Annotated in this window: 12 protein-coding genes, 1 rRNA gene, 1 pseudogene and 1 riboswitch; of the genes and pseudogenes, 2 read left to right on the top strand and 12 right to left on the bottom strand. The window is 69.3% G+C overall.

All coding sequences use genetic code 11. The annotated features are described in order from the left end of the window. The first annotated feature begins 384 nt into the window (after positions 1 to 384). A complete protein-coding gene (locus ACZ5NW_RS32550) occupies positions 385 to 2,340 on the top strand; it encodes an APC family permease (RefSeq protein WP_468747591.1) in 1,956 nt (651 codons plus the stop codon). Between the two features lie 130 nt (positions 2,341 to 2,470). Here the strand turns inward: ACZ5NW_RS32550 and gcvP are convergent, their stop codons facing one another. After that, on the bottom strand, positions 2,471 to 5,356 hold the full coding sequence (gene gcvP / locus ACZ5NW_RS32555) for an aminomethyl-transferring glycine dehydrogenase (protein ID WP_468747592.1): 2,886 nt from the start codon (positions 5,354 to 5,356) through the stop codon (positions 2,471 to 2,473). Positions 5,357 to 5,532: 176 nt separating this feature from the next. Further along, positions 5,533 to 5,628: riboswitch (glycine riboswitch) on the bottom strand. A 114-nt stretch (positions 5,629 to 5,742) separates the two neighbouring features. Between gcvP and ACZ5NW_RS32560 the strand changes: the two genes are divergently transcribed. Further along, positions 5,743 to 6,120 (top strand): PRC-barrel domain-containing protein, encoded by a 378-nt coding sequence (locus ACZ5NW_RS32560; protein ID WP_468747593.1) that lies wholly within the window; start codon positions 5,743 to 5,745, stop codon positions 6,118 to 6,120. Here the strand turns inward: ACZ5NW_RS32560 and ACZ5NW_RS32565 are convergent. From ACZ5NW_RS32565 to rrf, 11 genes and pseudogenes are all read right to left on the bottom strand, one after another. Then, a pseudogene (locus ACZ5NW_RS32565) lies at positions 6,036 to 7,637 on the bottom strand (DNA polymerase IV). The gene ACZ5NW_RS32560 and the pseudogene ACZ5NW_RS32565 overlap by 85 nt on opposite strands. A 67-nt stretch (positions 7,638 to 7,704) precedes the next feature. Beyond that, positions 7,705 to 8,388 (bottom strand): MerR family transcriptional regulator, encoded by a 684-nt coding sequence (locus ACZ5NW_RS32570; protein WP_468747594.1) that lies wholly within the window; start codon positions 8,386 to 8,388, stop codon positions 7,705 to 7,707. Between the two features lie 263 nt (positions 8,389 to 8,651). Then, positions 8,652 to 9,125 (bottom strand): bifunctional nuclease family protein, encoded by a 474-nt coding sequence (locus ACZ5NW_RS32575; RefSeq protein WP_004934251.1) that lies wholly within the window; start codon positions 9,123 to 9,125, stop codon positions 8,652 to 8,654. 80 nt (positions 9,126 to 9,205) lie between these two features. Further along, positions 9,206 to 9,943, bottom strand: coding sequence for a transcriptional regulator FtsR (gene ftsR / locus ACZ5NW_RS32580; RefSeq protein ID WP_468747595.1), 738 nt, complete (start codon positions 9,941 to 9,943; stop codon positions 9,206 to 9,208). Between the two features lie 45 nt (positions 9,944 to 9,988). Continuing rightward, positions 9,989 to 10,867 carry an FHA domain-containing protein gene (locus ACZ5NW_RS32585; protein WP_468747610.1) on the bottom strand — a complete coding sequence of 293 codons (879 nt, stop codon included), beginning with the start codon at positions 10,865 to 10,867 and terminating at the stop codon, positions 9,989 to 9,991. Between the two features lie 82 nt (positions 10,868 to 10,949). After that, positions 10,950 to 11,795 (bottom strand): DUF881 domain-containing protein, encoded by an 846-nt coding sequence (locus ACZ5NW_RS32590; RefSeq protein ID WP_468747596.1) that lies wholly within the window; start codon positions 11,793 to 11,795, stop codon positions 10,950 to 10,952. Positions 11,796 to 11,800: 5 nt separating this feature from the next. Continuing rightward, a complete protein-coding gene (locus ACZ5NW_RS32595; protein ID WP_003988855.1) occupies positions 11,801 to 12,133 on the bottom strand; it encodes a small basic family protein in 333 nt (110 codons plus the stop codon). Then, the gene (locus ACZ5NW_RS32600; protein ID WP_468747597.1) at positions 12,130 to 12,966 is read right to left on the bottom strand and encodes a DUF881 domain-containing protein; all 837 of its coding nucleotides are present in this window, start codon (positions 12,964 to 12,966) and stop codon (positions 12,130 to 12,132) included. The genes ACZ5NW_RS32595 and ACZ5NW_RS32600 overlap by 4 nt, the downstream gene beginning before the upstream one ends. Before the next feature lie 167 nt (positions 12,967 to 13,133). After that, positions 13,134 to 15,629 carry a sugar phosphate nucleotidyltransferase gene (locus ACZ5NW_RS32605; protein WP_468747598.1) on the bottom strand — a complete coding sequence of 832 codons (2,496 nt, stop codon included), beginning with the start codon at positions 15,627 to 15,629 and terminating at the stop codon, positions 13,134 to 13,136. Between the two features lie 113 nt (positions 15,630 to 15,742). Then, positions 15,743 to 16,351 (bottom strand): CDP-alcohol phosphatidyltransferase family protein, encoded by a 609-nt coding sequence (locus tag ACZ5NW_RS32610; RefSeq protein WP_468747599.1) that lies wholly within the window; start codon positions 16,349 to 16,351, stop codon positions 15,743 to 15,745. 109 nt (positions 16,352 to 16,460) lie between these two features. Continuing rightward, positions 16,461 to 16,555 (bottom strand): 5S ribosomal RNA (gene rrf, locus ACZ5NW_RS32615); the annotation flags it as partial.

Raw genomic sequence — 16,555 nt, forward strand, 5'->3', positions numbered from 1 at the left:
AGACTGAATTTGCACCCACAGGCGTGTCACTGACGGATGGATGGGGAACGAAACATTCGCTCGACATGACGAACTTTACGAAAGCCCTCACCCGGCCACCGGAAAGACCGGTAGGGCCTCGACGATCACCACTCCCGGCCGATGACGCTGGGTGTCCGCCTCGACGACAAGCCACCCCGTCCCCCGTACAGCCCAACCACGGGCGAGGCACCCGGTGGCCTCGCTTCTTGAGGGGCGAGCACCCCTCGCGAGCCGGTCTTAACGCAAGCTTGACGCCCCCGGCCCCATGATCCGTAGGCCCACACGTCACGCTCCGCTTACGCTGGTGCCCGCCGTCAGTGTGATGGCCGGAACCGAACGCTGAGCCGCACCTGGAGCCCGCCGATGGCCACGACCGAACACCCCGCGCCCAGCCGCCTGCGCGCCTGGATGCTGGAGGGGCTGTCCGACATGGGCAAGGCACAGGGCCACACGGGCCCGCACGCCCAGCCCGAGCCCCCGCACAAGGGTCAGCCCTGGTACCGCGTCATGTGCCTGACGGGTGTGGACTACTTCTCCACCCTCGGCTACCAGCCCGGCATCGCGGCCCTCGCCGCCGGCCTGCTCTCCCCCATCGCCACCATCGTCCTGGTGATCGTCACCCTGGCCGGCGCCCTGCCGGTGTACCGCCGCGTCGCCGAGGAGAGCCCGCACGGCGAGGGGTCGATCGCGATGCTGGAGCGGCTGCTGACGTTCTGGAAGGGCAAGCTGTTCGTCCTGACCCTGCTGGGCTTCGCCGCCACGGACTTCCTGATCACCATCACCCTCTCGGCGGCGGACGCCTCGACCCACCTCGTCGAGAACCCCCACCTGGAAAGCGCCCTGCACGACCAGCAGCTGGTGATCACCTTGGTGCTCATCGCCCTGCTCGGCGCGGTCTTCCTCAAGGGCTTCCTGGAGGCCATCGGGGTCGCCGTGGCGCTGGTCGTCATCTACCTCTCGCTGAACGCCGTCGTCGTGGCCGTCGGCCTGTGGCACGTGGCGACGGAGGGCCACGTGGTCGCCGACTGGTCCAACGCCCTCACCGCCGAGCACGGCAACGTCGCCGTGATGATCGGCATGTCGCTGATCGTCTTCCCGAAGCTGGCCCTCGGCATGTCCGGCTTCGAAACCGGTGTCGCCGTCATGCCCCACGTCCAGGGAGACCCGGGCGACACCGAGGAACGTCCCACGGGCCGCATCCGGGACACCAAGAAGCTGCTCACCACCGCCGCGGTCATCATGAGCGTCTTCCTGATCGCGACCAGCTTCATCACCACCCTCCTGATCCCCGAGAAGGAGTTCGAGGCGGGCGGCAAGGCCAACGGCCGCGCGCTGGCCTACCTCGCGCACGACTACCTGGGCGGCGCCTTCGGCACGGTCTACGACATCTCGACCATCGCCATCCTGTGGTTCGCCGGCGCCTCCGCGATGGCCGGCCTGCTCAACCTGATGCCGCGCTACCTGCCCCGCTACGGCATGGCCCCGCACTGGGCCCGCGCCGTCCGCCCGATGGTCATCGTCTTCACCCTGGTCGGCTTCCTGGTGACCTGGATCTTCGACGCCGACGTCGACGCCCAGGGCGGCGCCTACGCCACCGGCGTGCTGGTCCTGATGTCGTCGGCCGCCATCGCGGTGACGATCGCCGCCCGGCGCGCCGGCGAACGCACCTGGGTCATCACCTTCGCGACCATCTCCGCGGTCCTGCTCTACGTCACCGTCGTGAACGTCATCGAGCGCCCCGACGGTGTGAAGATCGGCGCCTGCTTCATCGCCGGCATCATCCTGATCTCCCTGCTGTCGCGGCTGCTGCGGGCCTTCGAGCTGCGCGTGACCAGCATGACGCTGGACGACATGGCCGAGCGGTTCGTCCGGGACATGGCCAGCCGAAAGATACGTTTCATCGCCAATGAGCCCGACCGGCGGGACAAGGCGGAGTACCGCGACAAGATCGAGCAGATCCGGGCGGACAACGACCTCCCGGAGCAGGAGGACTTCATCTTCGTCGAGGTGACGGTCACCGACCCGTCCGACTTCGAGGCCGGCCTGACCGTGCGCGGCGAGGTCATGCACAACCGCTACCGCGTGCTGACCCTGGAGTCCTCCTCCATCCCCAACGCCCTGGCGGCCCTGCTCCTCCACGTCCGCGACACGACGAACTGCATCCCGCACATCTACTTCGAGTGGACCGAGGGCAGCCCCTTCGCCAACTTCCTGCGCTTCTTCCTCTTCGGTCAGGGCGAGGTGGCCCCGGTGACCCGGGAGGTCCTCCGCGAGGCGGAACCGGACCGCGCGAGGCGCCCGCGGGTCCACACGGGCTGAGCGGCTTGGACGCGCCGGCCAGTCCACGCTGACGCCCGTGCCCGGCCATGCGAAGGGCCCCCGACTCCACGAGGGAGACGGGGGCCCTTCAGCCGTTCCGGACGCCGACCCGGCGCTCAGGACCGGGCACTCAGTCCTGGTACGCGTCCAGCGGCGGGCAGGAGCACACCAGGTTGCGGTCACCGAACGCCTGGTCGATCCGGCGCACCGGCGGCCAGTACTTGTCGGCGACGGACACACCGGCCGGGAAGACGGCCTCCTCACGCGAGTAGGCGTGCTCCCACGCCCCGCCCAGCGCACCGGCGGTGTGCGGCGCGTTGTGCAGCGGGTTGTCCTCGGCCGGCCACTCGCCCGCGCCGACCTTCTCGATCTCCGCACGGATGGCGATCATCGCATCGCAGAATCGATCCAGCTCGCCCAGGTCCTCGGACTCGGTCGGCTCGATCATCAGCGTGCCGGCCACCGGGAAGGACATCGTCGGCGCGTGGAAGCCGTAGTCGATCAGCCGCTTGGCGACGTCGTCCACGGTCACACCGGTCGCCTTGGTCAGCGGCCGCAGGTCGATGATGCACTCGTGCGCCACCAGCCCGCCCGGGCCCGTGTAGAGCACCGGGTAGTGCGGCTCCAGCCGCTTGGCGATGTAGTTGGCGGACAGCACGGCCACCTGCGTGGCCCGCTTCAGCCCCTCGCCGCCCATGAGCCGCACGTACGCCCAGGAGATCGGCAGGATGCCCGCCGAGCCCCACGGGGCGGCGGAGATCGGGCCCACACCCGTCTCCGGCCCGGCCGCCGGCTGCATCGGGTGGTTCGGCAGGTACGGCGCGAGGTGCGCGCGCACCGCCACCGGACCGACGCCCGGGCCGCCGCCGCCGTGCGGGATGCAGAACGTCTTGTGCAGGTTCAGGTGCGAGACGTCGCCGCCGAAGTGCCCCGGCTTGGCCAGACCCACCAGCGCGTTCAGGTTGGCGCCGTCGACGTACACCTGCCCGCCCGCCTCGTGCACCTGGGCGCAGATGTCGGCGACGTGCTCCTCGAACACGCCGTGCGTCGAGGGGTAGGTGATCATCAGCACCGCGAGCTCGTCCCGGTGCTGCTCGATCTTCGCCCGCAGGTCCTCGACATCGATCTCGCCGTCCTCGGCGGTCTTCACGACGACGACCTTCATCCCCGCCATGACGGCGCTGGCCGCGTTGGTGCCGTGCGCGGACGACGGGATGAGGCACACGGTCCGCTGCTCGTCCCCGTTGGCCCGGTGGTACCCGCGCACGGCGAGCAGACCGGCCAGCTCGCCCTGCGACCCGGCGTTCGGCTGCAGCGACACCTTGTCGTACCCGGTCACCTCGGCGAGCCGCTCCTCCAGCTCACGGATGAGCGTGAGGTAGCCCGCGGCCTGCTCCTCGGGCGCGAAGGGGTGCAGCTGCCCGAACTCCGGCCAGGTCACCGGCTCCATCTCGGTGGTCGCGTTGAGCTTCATGGTGCAGGAGCCCAGCGGGATCATGCCGCGGTCGAGCGCGTAGTCGCGGTCGGCGAGCCGGCGCAGGTAGCGCAGCATCGCGGTCTCGGAGCGGTGCTGGTGGAAGACGGGGTGGGTCAGGAAGTCGTCGGAGCGCAGCAGCGCCTCCGGCAGCGTGTCCTCCGCCTCCGCGTCCAGCGCCGCCACGTCGCCGTCGACCCCGAACGCCGTCCATACGGCGGTCAGCTGGGCCCGCGTGGTGGTCTCGTCCACGGCGAGGGAGACGTGGTCGGCGTCGACCAGGCGCAGGTTGACGCCGTTCGCGCGCGCCGCGGCCACGACCTCGGCGGCCCGCCCCTCGACCCGCGCGGTGAGCGTGTCGAAGTAACCGCCGTGCACCACGTCGACTCCGCCGCGGGTGAGGCCGGCGGCGAGGATCGTGGCGTAGCGGTGGGTCCGCCAGGCGATGCTCCGCAGGCCCTCGGGCCCGTGGTAGACGGCGTACATGCCGGCCATGACGGCGAGCAGCACCTGCGCCGTACAGATGTTGCTGGTCGCCTTCTCCCGCCGGATGTGCTGCTCACGCGTCTGCAGCGCCAGCCGGTACGCCCTGTTGCCGTCCGCGTCCACGGACACGCCCACGAGCCGCCCGGGCAGGCTGCGCGCGAACTTCTCGTGCACCGCCATGTAGCCCGCGTGCGGTCCACCGAAGCCCATCGGAACACCGAAGCGCTGCGTCGTGCCGACCGCGATGTCCGCGCCCAGCTCACCGGGGGACTTCAGCAGGGTCAGCGCGAGCAGGTCGGCGGCGACGGTGACGAGGGCGCCCAGGGCGTGTGCCTGGTCGATGAGCGGCTTGATGTCGCGTACGGCCCCGGAGGCGCCCGGGTACTGGACGAGCACGCCGTTGATCTCACGTGCGGCGATGTCGGCCGGGATCCCCTCGCTGAGGTCGGCGACGACGACCTCGACACCGGTCGGCTCCGCGCGGGTCTCGATCACGGCGATGGTCTGCGGCAGGGCGTCCGCGTCGACCAGGAACAGGCCCTTCTTGTTCTTGCCCATGCGCCGGGAGAGAGCCATGGCCTCGGCCGCGGCCGTGCCCTCGTCGAGCAGCGACGCACCGGACGTCGGCAGTCCGGTGAGGTCGGCGACCATGGTCTGGAAGTTCAGGAGGGCCTCAAGGCGGCCCTGGGAGATCTCGGGCTGGTACGGCGTGTAGGCCGTGTACCAGGCCGGGTTCTCCATCACGTTGCGCAGGATGACGGGCGGGGTGAAGGTGCCGTAGTACCCGAGGCCGATCATCGAGCCCAGCACCTGGTTGCGGTCGGCGAGGGAGCGCAGCTCGGCCAGGACCTCGGCCTCGGTGCGGGCGCCCGGCAGCTTCAGGGCCTCGGCGTTCTTGATCACATCCGGCACCGCGGCGGCGGTCAGCTCGTCGAGCGAGCCGTACCCGATGTGGGCGAGCATCTTGGCCCGCGCCTCCTGGTCGGGCCCGATGTGGCGCTGCTCGAAGGGAATGCCCTGTTCGAGCTCGGAGAGCGGAATGCGGTGGGCGGTCATTGCGGAGGCCTCCTGGTCTGACGCGACCTTCGAGGGGCACCTCGGCACGGGTGCCCCGACGGCCTCCCCCTCTGTCATCTCAACCTGAGAGCTTCACCGGGCCGCCCGAGAGCGCCCGGTTTTCACCGTCGGTGAGAGCGGAAGCCGTCGACACCCGCTCTGCTTTCCAGAGTGACCTCGTCCGTGCGGTACGTGAGCCTGAGAGATTCCGGGGAGGATTTGCTCCTTCGGCGCCTCCGACGATGTCCGGAGGACTCTCCCGCACGGGGTCAGCAGCCAAAAGCCAGCCTACCAGCGAGGTCAACGAGGCAGCCTTCGAGTGGCCGCCCGGCCGAATGTGCTCTTTTGTAGTGCTTACGGATGAGTTGCGACCAAGTGGAGGGACCGTGCAGACCGATATCGATCCGCGCAACCTGATCGGCCGCAAGGCGTTCGACCGCAGCGGCACCAAGATCGGCACCATCGACGAGGTGTACCTCGACGACGCGACCGGTGTGCCGGAGTGGGCGGCCATACGCACCGGCCTGTTCAGCAGGGACGCCTTCGTCCCCCTGGAGCCCAGCGAGCTGATCGAGGGCACCCTCCACGTCCCCTTCGACCGGGCCCTGATCAAGGACGCCCCGGACTTCGGAGTGGGCCGCCACCTCTCCCCGGAACAGGAACTCCAGCTCTACCACCACTACGGCCTCGACACAGCCGCCCCACCCCCGCTCCCGGACCACGACTTCGGCAACTTGGCAGGCACAGAGGACGCCGACGCCTGACTCGCACGCCGACGTAGCTGCGGGTCATCGTGCCGCTGGGGCGGCACGGGTGGGCGCAGCGGCACCCCGCGGCGCCGGGCTGCGCAGCCCCCGCCCACTCCCACCCCGCTCACACCTCAGCCCCCGTCCACCGAAACCCCCGCCCTCCCCACCACCAACGGCAACGGATCAGCCGGCTCCAACGCGGGATCATCGGCCCAGAACGTCCGCACCCGCCCCGGCTCCACATCCTGCGGCGTCTCGAACCGCACCGTCACCCTCCCCAGCCCACTCCCCTGCACCCACCCATGCCCGTACTCGGCATGCCGCACATCGTGCCCCGGCCGCCACAACCGCTCCGCAGCCCCCGACACCCCCGCCTCCTCCACACCTTCCTCCGCGGCCACCTCGCCCCTCGACTCCTCCGCCTCATCCATCTCCGCAGCCTCCGCGGCCCCAGCCGCTTCCGCCACCTGCGCGAACAGGTCCTCCTGGGTGAAGTCGGCGAGCCCCGAGACCCCCACCCCGAGCAACCGCACCCCACCGGTCGTGTCCACGGAGTCCAGCAGCCGCAGGGCCGCCTCCCGCACCACCGCGGGATCGTCCGTGGGCCCCCGCAACGTCTCGGACCGGGTCAGCGTGGAGAAGTCGTACCGCCGCACCTTGAGCACGATCGTCCGCCCCGACAGCCCGGCCCCCCGCAGCCGCCGCACACAGCGGTCGGCCAGCCGCTGCACCTCCAGCCCCACCCGTACCCGGTCGTGGATGTCCACGTCATACGTGTCCTCGACCGACACCGACTTCGTCTCCCGCTCGGCGACCACCGGCCGGTCGTCCCGTGCCAGCGCCATCGCGTACAGCCCGTGCCCGTGCGCCTTGCCCAGCAGCCGTACCAGCTCGTCCTCGCCGGCCTCGACGATCTCGTCGACCGTGGTGATCCCGGCCCGCCGCAGATGATCGCCGGTCGCGGGCCCCACCCCGGGCAGCGTCCGCACCGACATCGGCCCGAGGAGCGCCCGCTCGGTGCCCGGCTCGATCAGCACCAGTCCGTCCGGCTTGGCCTGCTCCGATGCGATCTTCGCGAGCATCTTGGACGCGGCCAGCCCCACCGACCCCGTGAGCCCGGTGACGGCCCTGATGTCGGCACGCAGCTGCACCCCCACCAGCCGCGCGGACTCGCCGTCCCAGGCCACGCCGCCGGCCTCCAGGTCCACGAACGCCTCGTCCAGGCTCAGCGGCTCCACCAGCGGCGACAGCTCCGCCAGCAGCCCCATCACCTGGTGGCTGATGGACCGGTAGAGCGATCCGCGGGGCCACAGATACGCCGCGTTCGGCGCCAGCCGGCGTGCCTGGGCCATGGGCATCGCCGAGTGGACCCCGAAGACGCGTGCCTCGTACGACGCGGTGGCGACCACCCCGCGCGGTCCGATGCCGCCCACGACGACGGCCTTCCCACGCAGGCTCGGCTTGGACGCCTGCTCCACCGAGGCGAAGAAGGCATCCATGTCGAGATGCAGGATCGTGGGCGCGTTTCTCACATCTCCGATGCTGCACCACACCACTGACAATGCGACCGGCCGCAAGGCCGCCGCAGGACCGGCTGCGTCAGACCGCCCGGTTGCGCCGCCGTGCCAGCTCGTCCGCCGGGTTGTGCCCGACGAGGGTCTCACCCGTGTCCACGCGCTCCCCGTGCAGCTGTGACAGCGCGCTCTCCACGTCCCGCCACACGACGCCCACGGCGATCCCGAAGATGCCCTGTCCGCCCTGGAGCAGCGCGTGGACCTCGTCCGGCGAGGTGCACTCGTAGACGGTGGCGCCGTCGCTCATCAGCGTCATGCGTTCGAGGTCGCTGAAGCCCCGCTCCCGCAGATGCTGCACGGCGGTGCGGATGTTCTGCAGCGACACCCCGGTGTCCAGGAACCGCTTGACGATCTTCAGGACGACGACGTCCCGGAAGCTGTACAGCCGCTGCGTCCCGGACCCGTAGGCGGGCCGCACGCTCGGCTCGACGAGCCCGGTGCGGGCCCAGTAGTCCAGTTGCCGGTAGGTGATGCCGGCGGCCGCACAGGCCGTCGGGCCGCGATAGCCGATCTGCTCGGACGCCATGGGCGCCGCCCCTCCGCTGCTCGGCACGGCCGAGGGCCGCTGCGGGGCGGGATCGGCCGCGTCACCGTGCTGGGGGTCGCCCCAACTCGAACGAAGTCGAGAGCTCGTGGGAGGGTACGGACCGCTTCCCCCGAACCCGCGTCCGGGGGCACCCCCAGCCGTACCGTCGCCGCTGCTTCTCACGCCGACCTCCGTCCTTGACCTGCCTTCTCGACGGTAGGCAGTCACCAGGGGCGCGTCAACGATCGCCACACTCGGCACGCCGAGTGATAATCACCCTAGGAGTGGTTTCCCGTACCCCACCGCGGGGAAAGGCTAGCCGAATGCGCTGAGCGTGAGCCGCAGGACGCTCTCACTGGCCGCTGGCAATCGCCGGAAACCCCGTCGTCACACACCGTACGCCCCGACGGGCACTGGGTCGCCCCTGTCCCGCGCGACCCGCCCGGTTACTGGTTGCTGGTGCCGAAGTCCTCGGGCGAGATCTGGTCGAGGAACTCGCGGAACTTCTCCACCTCGTCCTCCTGCTCGTCCGGGATCGCGATGCCCGCGTCGTCGAGCACCGTGTCACTGCCGTAGATCGGCGTCCCGGTGCGCAGGGCCAGCGCTATGGCATCGGACGGCCGGGCGCTCACCTCGACGCCGCTGGCGAAGACCAGCTCCGCGTAGAAGACGCCCTCACGCAGGTCCGTGATGCGCACTTCGGTCAGCTCCTGACCGACGGCCTCCAGCACGTCCTTGAACAGGTCGTGGGTCAGCGGTCGTGCGGGCGCCATGCCCTGCTGGGCGAAGGCGATCGCCGTCGCCTCCCCGGGCCCGATCCAGATGGGGAGGTAGCGGTCGCCTCCCACTTCACGCAGGAGCACGATCGGTTGGTTGGAGGGCATTTCGACCCGAACACCTACGACATCGAGCTCATTCACACAGCAACCCTAGGCCGTGTCCGAGACGTTTGGGTAGTCGGGCCGGGAACGGGTGGCCGATCCGCCCAGGGCGAACGGCCTCAGGGCAGCCGCACACCCAGCGCGGTCTGCACCAGCGCCGCGTGCAGCCGGACCGTGAGCCCGGCCAGCTCCTTCGTACGGGCCTCGGCGTGGGCCCTGGTCTGCGGATTGCGGTGACGCCTGAGCGGGGCGACCACCTGGTCCACGAGCCCGGCCTCCCGGTCGGCCGCGGCCTTCATGACGCGCAGATGCCGGGGTTCGATGCCGAAACGGCCCAGCTCGGCGACGAGAGAGGCCACCGTGGCCGCCTCGGCGTCATAGACGCCGTCCTCCAGCGGCACGATCAGCCCGTACGCCTCCCACTCGGCGAGTTCCGACTCACCGATCCCGGCGGCCGCCAGCAGCTCGGCCCGGCCGATCCGGGCGGCGGTCGGTACCTCGGCCTGATCCACCCCGGCCTCACCGTCCCGCTGCCGACCCACCGTCGGCAGGGGTACGGCCTCACCGCGCTCCATGGCGTCCAGGTGCTCCCGGATCACCTTGAGCGGCAGATAGTGGTCGCGCTGCATCCTCAGGACATGGCCGAGACGCTCGACGTCGCCCGCGCTGAACTTGCGATACCCCGAGGGTGTCCGCTGCGGCTCGATCAGCCCCTCCGACTCCAGAAAACGGATCTTGGAGATGGTGACTTCGGGGAACTCGTCGCGCAGCACGTTGAGCACCGTGCCGATGCTCATCAGCCCACTGTCCGCGGAGGCGGTGCCGTGGCCGACACCGCCCCTCGGTGTTTGAAGCATGGACCTTCCCTGGGGGGTTCCCCCGGACCGGAGTCCGAGGGCGGGTCAGTAGCCCCGCTGGCTCGCGTAGAAGACCAGCCGGTACTTGCCGATCTGGACCTCGTCACCGTTCGACAGGGCGACCTGGTCGATCCGCTCGCGGTTGACGTACGTGCCGTTGAGGCTGCCGACGTCGGCGACCGTGAACGAGCCGTCCGGGCTGCGCCGGAACTCCACGTGGCGGCGCGAGACCGTCACGTCGTCCAGGAAGATGTCGCTCTGCGGGTGACGCCCGGCCGTCGTCAGATCGCCGTCCAGCAGGAAGCGGCTGCCCGAGTTCGGTCCACGGCGCACGACCAGCAGCGCCGAGCCCAACGGCAGCGCGTCGACCGCGGCCTGCGCCTCGGGCGAGAGCGCCGGCAACTGCGTCTGGCCGGTGACCTCGGAGTCGTAGGCTTCGAGACCGGAGATCGAGATCGTGGAGGTGGTCTCCGACGGACGCTCCGCCCCCGCCCTCAGCGGCGCGCCGCAGTTGGAACAGAAGCGGCTGTTCTCCGCGTTGCGGTTACCGCACCTCGTACACACCAGGGCCGACATAGGGGAAAACCCTCCACCCGCACTTGAGGTTGACGGTTGGCCGAAACCTATGCCGCCGGACTGCGCAGGGTCAACTGACGGCGCGCCCTGACCTCCGGAAATGTCACCGCCCGGACCAGCCACCTGGTCCCGGAACAGCGGCCGCTGCCCTTCTGCGTCGGGCTGTGCGCGATGACGGGCGGTCGCGTTGGCGTTGCCCTCTCGCGCGCTCTTGCCGAACAACTTCGCAAACAACTTCACGGGCGATTCCCCTTGACCGAAACAGACCCGCCCGTGGGGCAGGACGAACCCTGACTGATTACACCGGCCGAGCCGGACACCTTCACAACGTCCGTATCCACCAGACAGTTTCCACCACGCACCACCCGATCGATGCGTCGACCCCCCGCAACCTCATGCCCCTGCCGGACGTCCCCCATGCACCCCCGATTCACCGGGCCGACGACCGAGCGTAGTCAGGCTGCTTCGCCGCTCGCAAGGCGTCCACAACGATCTTGCTCGACCGCTCCACGGTAACGGTGGCCTGCTCCTTCTCCAGAGTCTGCACCACCCCTCCAGGGATGTTGAGCGCCGGTTCGAGGTCCTGCGGCTTGCCGATGACCTTGAAAACGTAGGGCGCGGTGATCTTGTTCCCGTCGACGCCCACGCCCTTGCCGGCGTCCGACAGATACGTGTCGGCGACGACCCGTACGCCGTTCACCTGGATCGCCTCCGCGCCCGCGGCGCGCAGCTCCTGGATCGCGTCGAGCAGCATGTCCGCCTTGACCGTCCCCTTCGTGTCCTCGATCGTCAACGTGATGCCGGGACCCTGGGCAGCCACCGTGCCCGCCAGAATGCCGAGTTGCCGTTCCTTCTCGGCCGTCTGACGCTTGGCCTCCTCGGCCTGGTCGGAGCTGTTCTCCAGCTCCCGGCGCTGCTCCTCGAGTCCCTGCTTCTCGTCCTCAAGACGCTGACTGCGGTCATCCAGTTCATCGAGGATGCGCACAAGATCTTCCTGACGCGCCCCGCGCAGCGCGCTGTCACTGTCGCTGTTGGAGGCGACCTGGACGGCCAGACCGAAGCCAAGCCCGAACAGCAGCACCGCCACGATGAGTTGGGCACGGGTGAGGCGCGGCGGCCACAGCCCCTTCGCCAGCCGCTGCCGGCCGGTCAGCTCGGGCCCGTCGGCCTCCACGCGCGCGTGCTCCTCGGCGGGCGCCGCGGGCACCTCCTCGGGCAGCTCCCTGCGCAGCCTGTTCTCAGGCTTCTCGCCCTGATCGCCGTCCTGGTTGCTCATCGGCCTCACGCCCGGAAGACGTGCCGGCGGATCGCCGCGGCGTTGGAGAAGATGCGGATGCCCAGGACGACGACCACGCCCGTGGACAGCTGCGCGCCCACGCCCAACTTGTCGCCCAGGAACACGATCAGCGCGGCGACGACCACGTTCGACAGGAACGACACGACGAAGACCTTGTCGTCGAAGATCCCGTCGAGCATGGCCCGCAGACCGCCGAACACGGCGTCCAGCGCCGCCACGACGGCGATCGGCAGATAAGGCTCGACGACCGCCGGAACCTCAGGCCGGACCAAGAGCCCGGCCACGACTCCTACGACGAGGCCCAGTACGGCGATCACGATGTGCCCTTCTCCGTCTCAGTTCTCGGCTGTGCCGTTCGTACGATCACACTCGGTGCTGCGGGCAGCCGGACGTCGTCCTCCACGGAGATCGCCGTCCGGATGCCGAAGTTCTCCTGCAGGGCGTTCAGATACAGTCCATCGGCACTGTTCTGGAACCGGGTGCTCAGGTTCTGCCCGTCCCCCACCGCCAGCACCGTGTACGGCGGCACCAACGGCTTGTTGTCGACCAGTATGGCGTCGCCCGCGGCCCTGATCGCCGACAGCGCCGTCAGCCGCTGCCCATTGATCGAGATCGCCTCGGCGCCCGACTCCCACAGACCGTTGACCACGCGCTGCATGTCGCGGTCGCGCACCCGCCCGGTGTCGGAGAAACCCGAGGTCTCCCGCGGGTCGCCGTCACCGCCGGTGCCGGCCTCCTCGGCGTCGTCCACGACCAGCTTCACGCCCGGCCCGTGCACGTCGACCGCGCCCGCCAGCAGGCTCACCAGCGACGTCTGGTCACCGCCCCCGCTGCTGCGCAGCGCCTGCCGCTGCCGCGCGCTCACGTCGTCGCGCAGCCCGTCCACGGACTTCTCCAGATCGTCCGCGGCCTCGGTCTCGCGGTCGATCCGGTCGATCAGCTCCTCGCGCTCCTTGGCGACCACCGGGGCCGACACGCGCGCCTGGGCGGCTCCCACGGTCACGACGAGCGCCGCGAGGACGAGGCCGGCCGCGAGCCCGAGCTTCGCCCGCAGGGTCCTGGGCAGCCCGCCCTCGCCCTTCTTCCGGGCGGCGGCCTCGGCATAGCCGTCGTCGAGGCTGTGGTCCATGACGTTGGTGAGCAGCGACATGGACGCGTCCGGGCGCGCTGGGCGCGCGGGTGTGCTCCGAACGGGGGGCTGCTGCGGCATGCCGCACATCGTCGCATGTCGCGACCACTACCTCCGAACGGCCCCACCGACGTGCCGGACAGGCCCCCTGGGGGACACTTGTCCGGCACGCGCGCGTGCTACGGAAATCAGCGCCCGGCGCTGTCCACGACCGCCGCCCACTCGTCGAGAAGCGCCTGCGCGGAGGCGTCGTCCGGGCCCTCGGCCCACAGATGCGTGACCGCCTCGGCCGGGTCGGGCAGCACCATCACCCAGCGCCCGTCCGTCTCCACCACCCGCACGCCGTCGGTGGTGTCCACGAAGCGCTCTCCGGCCGCCTCGACGACCCGCCGCATCACCAGCCCCTTGACGGCCCACGGAGTCGCCAGATCGCGCTTCAGGACGTGTGCGCGGGGAATTCGCGCGTCGATCTGGCTCAGCGTGAGCTGCGTCCGCGCCACGAGCCCGATGAGCCGCACGAAGGCCGCGGTGCCGTCGAACACACTGCTGAACTCCGGGACGATGAAGCCGCCCTTGCCGTCCCCGCCGAAGATGGTCGCCTCGTCCCCGCCGACCCGGGTCAGATCGTCGGGCGAGGTGGTCGTCCACTCCACCTGGGTCCCGTGGTACGCCGCGACCTGCTCCGCGATCCGCGTCGTGGTCACCGGCAGCGCCACCCGCCCGCTGCGCCGCTCGGCGGCCACCAGGTCGAGCATCACCAGCAGCGCCCGGTCGTCCTCGATGATCCGGCCCTTCTCGTCCACCAGGGACAGCCGCTCACCCACGGGGTCGAACCGCACGCCGAACGCGGCCCGCGAGGACGCCACGATCTCCCCGAGCCGCACCAGGCCACGGCGCCGCATCTCGGCCGTCTCCGTCGGCCGCGACTCGTCCAGGCCCGGGTTGATGGTCAGCGAGTCCACCCCGAGCTTGCCGAGCAGACTCGGCAGCACCAGGCCGGCACTGCCGTTCGAGGCGTCGACGACGACCTTCAGCCCCGAGTCCGCGATCCCCGTCGTGTCGACGTTCCGCAGCAACGAACCGGTGTACGAATCGAAGACGCTGGAAGGGAAGTGGAGGTCCCCGATCTCGCCGGGGAACGCCCGCCGGTACTCCTGCCGCGCGAACACCCGGTCCAGCTTCCGCTGGCTGCCCTGCGACAGATCGGCGCCCTGCCCGTCGAAGAACATGATGTCGACGGAGTCCGGCACCCCGGGAGACGTCCGAATCATGATCCCGCCGGCACTCCCCCGCGCGGTCTGCTGCCGCGCCACGGGCAGCGGTACGTTCTCCAGATCGCGTACGTCGATGGCGCTGGCCTGGAGCGCGGAGATCACCGCCCGCTTCAGCGCCCGGGCGCCCCGGGAGTGGTCGCGGGCCGTGGTGACCGTCGACCCCTTCTTCAGTGTCGTCGCATAGGCACCGGCGAGCCGGACGGCGAGCTCGGGCGTGATCTCGACGTTGAGGATGCCGGTCACTCCGCGCGCTCCGAAGAGATGCGCCTGGCCGCGCGACTCCCAGATCACCGAGGTGTTGACGAACGCGCCGGCCTCGATGGTCTTGAACGGATAGACCCGCACATTGCCCTGCACGATCGATTCTTCACCGATGAGGCATTCATCGCCGATGACCGCGCCGTCCTCGATCCGAGCGGCCCGCATGATGTCGGTGTTCTTGCCGACCACACAGCCGCGCAGATTGCTGTGCGGCCCCACGTACACGTTGTCGTGGACGACGGCCTTGTGGAGGAAGGCACCGCTCTTGACGACGACGTTCGAGCCGACGACCGTGTGCTCGCGGATTTCGGCACCGGCCTCGACCTTGGCGTAGTCACCGATGTAGAGCGGCCCGCGCAGCACCGCGTCCGGGTGCACCTCGGCGCCCTCGGCCACCCATACGCCCGGGGAGATCTCGAAGCCGTCGACGTCGACGTCGACCTTGCCCTCCAGGACGTCGGCCTGCGCCTTCACATAGCTCTCGTGGGTACCGACGTCCTCCCAGTAGCCCTCGGCGACATAGCCGTAGATCGGCTTGCCTTCCTTCATCAGTTGCGGAAAGACATCGCCGGACCAGTCCACGGGCACATCGGCCTCGACGTACTGGAAGACCTCGGGCTCCATGACGTAGATGCCGGTGTTCACGGTGTCCGAGAAGACCTGACCCCAGGTCGGCTTCTCCAGAAATCGCTCGACACGGCCTTCTTCATCGACGATGGTGATGCCAAATTCCAGCGGATTGGGCACCCGCGTCAGACACACCGTGACGAGGGCGCCCTTTTCCTTGTGGAAGTTGATCAGCTCGGTGAGATCGAAGTCGGTCAGCGCATCACCGGAAATCACCAGGAAGGCATCGTCCTTCAACGCCTCCTCGGCGTTCTTGACGCTTCCGGCGGTACCGAGTGGCTTCTCCTCATTGGCATAGGAGAGCTCCATTCCGAGCTCTTCACCGTCACCGAAGTAGTTCTTGACGAGCGATGCCAGGAACTGCACGGTGACGACGGTCTCGTTGAGCCCATGCCTTTTGAGCAGCCGCAGAACGTGCTCCATGATCGGCCGGTTGGCGACCGGCAGGAGCGGCTTGGGCATGCTTGAGGTCATGGGACGAAGGCGTGTGCCTTCGCCTCCAGCCATCACGACGGCCTTCATGTCGGAAGCGTCCTCCTAGAAGAGACGACGGTCTAGCCGACTTCACCCGTCCAGATTGTCCCGCACTTTTCGACCGCGGGCCATCGAGCCACTGCTGCTACCAATCGGCAAGTTCAGTCGGCCATGGCGTCCGCACGGACCAAGCGGCGGACCTGTACCACGTAGAGGACTCCTGCCCACCAGTACAGCGTTGTACCCCATCCCGCGAACGCCCATCCGAAAATAGCAGCGAGTGACGCGATCCAACCACTTGCGTCACTGAGCAGGAGCAACGGGAAGGCGTACATCAGGTTGAAGGTGGCGGCCTTCCCGAGGAAGTTCACCTGCGGCGGCGGATAGCCGTGGCGCCTGAGGATGCCCACCATCACCAGCAGAACCAGCTCACGCAACAGAAGTACAGCGGTCAACCACCATGGCAGAATCTCGCGCCACGTCAGGCCGACCAGAGTCGAGAGAATGTAGAGCCGGTCGGCGGCGGGGTCGAGAAGCCGGCCGAGGCTGCTGATCTGGTTCCAGCGCCGCGCAAGCTTGCCGTCCAGGTAGTCGCTGATCCCGCTGAGAGCCAGCACCAGCAGGGCCCAGCCGTCGCTCTTGGGGCCCCCGAACTCGGGCCTGAGGATCAGCCATAGGAACAGGGGCACGCCGACGAGACGCGCCATGCTGAGGATGTTCGGGATGGTGAGGACCCGGTCTGTCTGGACGCGGGTCTCCTGGACCTCCACCCGGGGGCCTCCACTAGAAAATGAACCAACGATGCCCCCTGACCTTACCTCAACGCAAAAAAGCTCCGGCTCTCGGGCGGTATGCCCAAGAGCCGGAGCTTTAAAAGGAGTTCGGCGGTGTCCTACTCTCCCACAGGGTCCCCCCTGCAGTACCATCGGCGCTGTGAGGCTTAGCTTCCGGGTTCGGAATGTAACCGGGCGTTT

The sequence above is a fragment of the Streptomyces sp. NPDC032126 genome, assembly GCF_055580085.1.

What these genes read in the sequence shown, in the direction of transcription:
- ftsR (WP_468747595.1), bottom strand. Translation starts at nt 9,943, where the DNA reads ATGCTTCAAACACCGAGGGGCGGTGTCGGCCACGGCACCGCCTCCGCG.
- ACZ5NW_RS32600 (WP_468747597.1), bottom strand. Translation starts at nt 12,966, where the DNA reads ATGTCGCTGCTCACCAACGTCATGGACCACAGCCTCGACGACGGCTAT.
- ACZ5NW_RS32605 (WP_468747598.1), bottom strand. Translation starts at nt 15,629, where the DNA reads ATGAAGGCCGTCGTGATGGCTGGAGGCGAAGGCACACGCCTTCGTCCC.
- ACZ5NW_RS32590 (WP_468747596.1), bottom strand. Translation starts at nt 11,795, where the DNA reads ATGAGCAACCAGGACGGCGATCAGGGCGAGAAGCCTGAGAACAGGCTG.
- gcvP (WP_468747592.1), bottom strand. Translation starts at nt 5,356, where the DNA reads ATGACCGCCCACCGCATTCCGCTCTCCGAGCTCGAACAGGGCATTCCC.
- ACZ5NW_RS32550 (WP_468747591.1), top strand. Translation starts at nt 385, where the DNA reads ATGGCCACGACCGAACACCCCGCGCCCAGCCGCCTGCGCGCCTGGATG.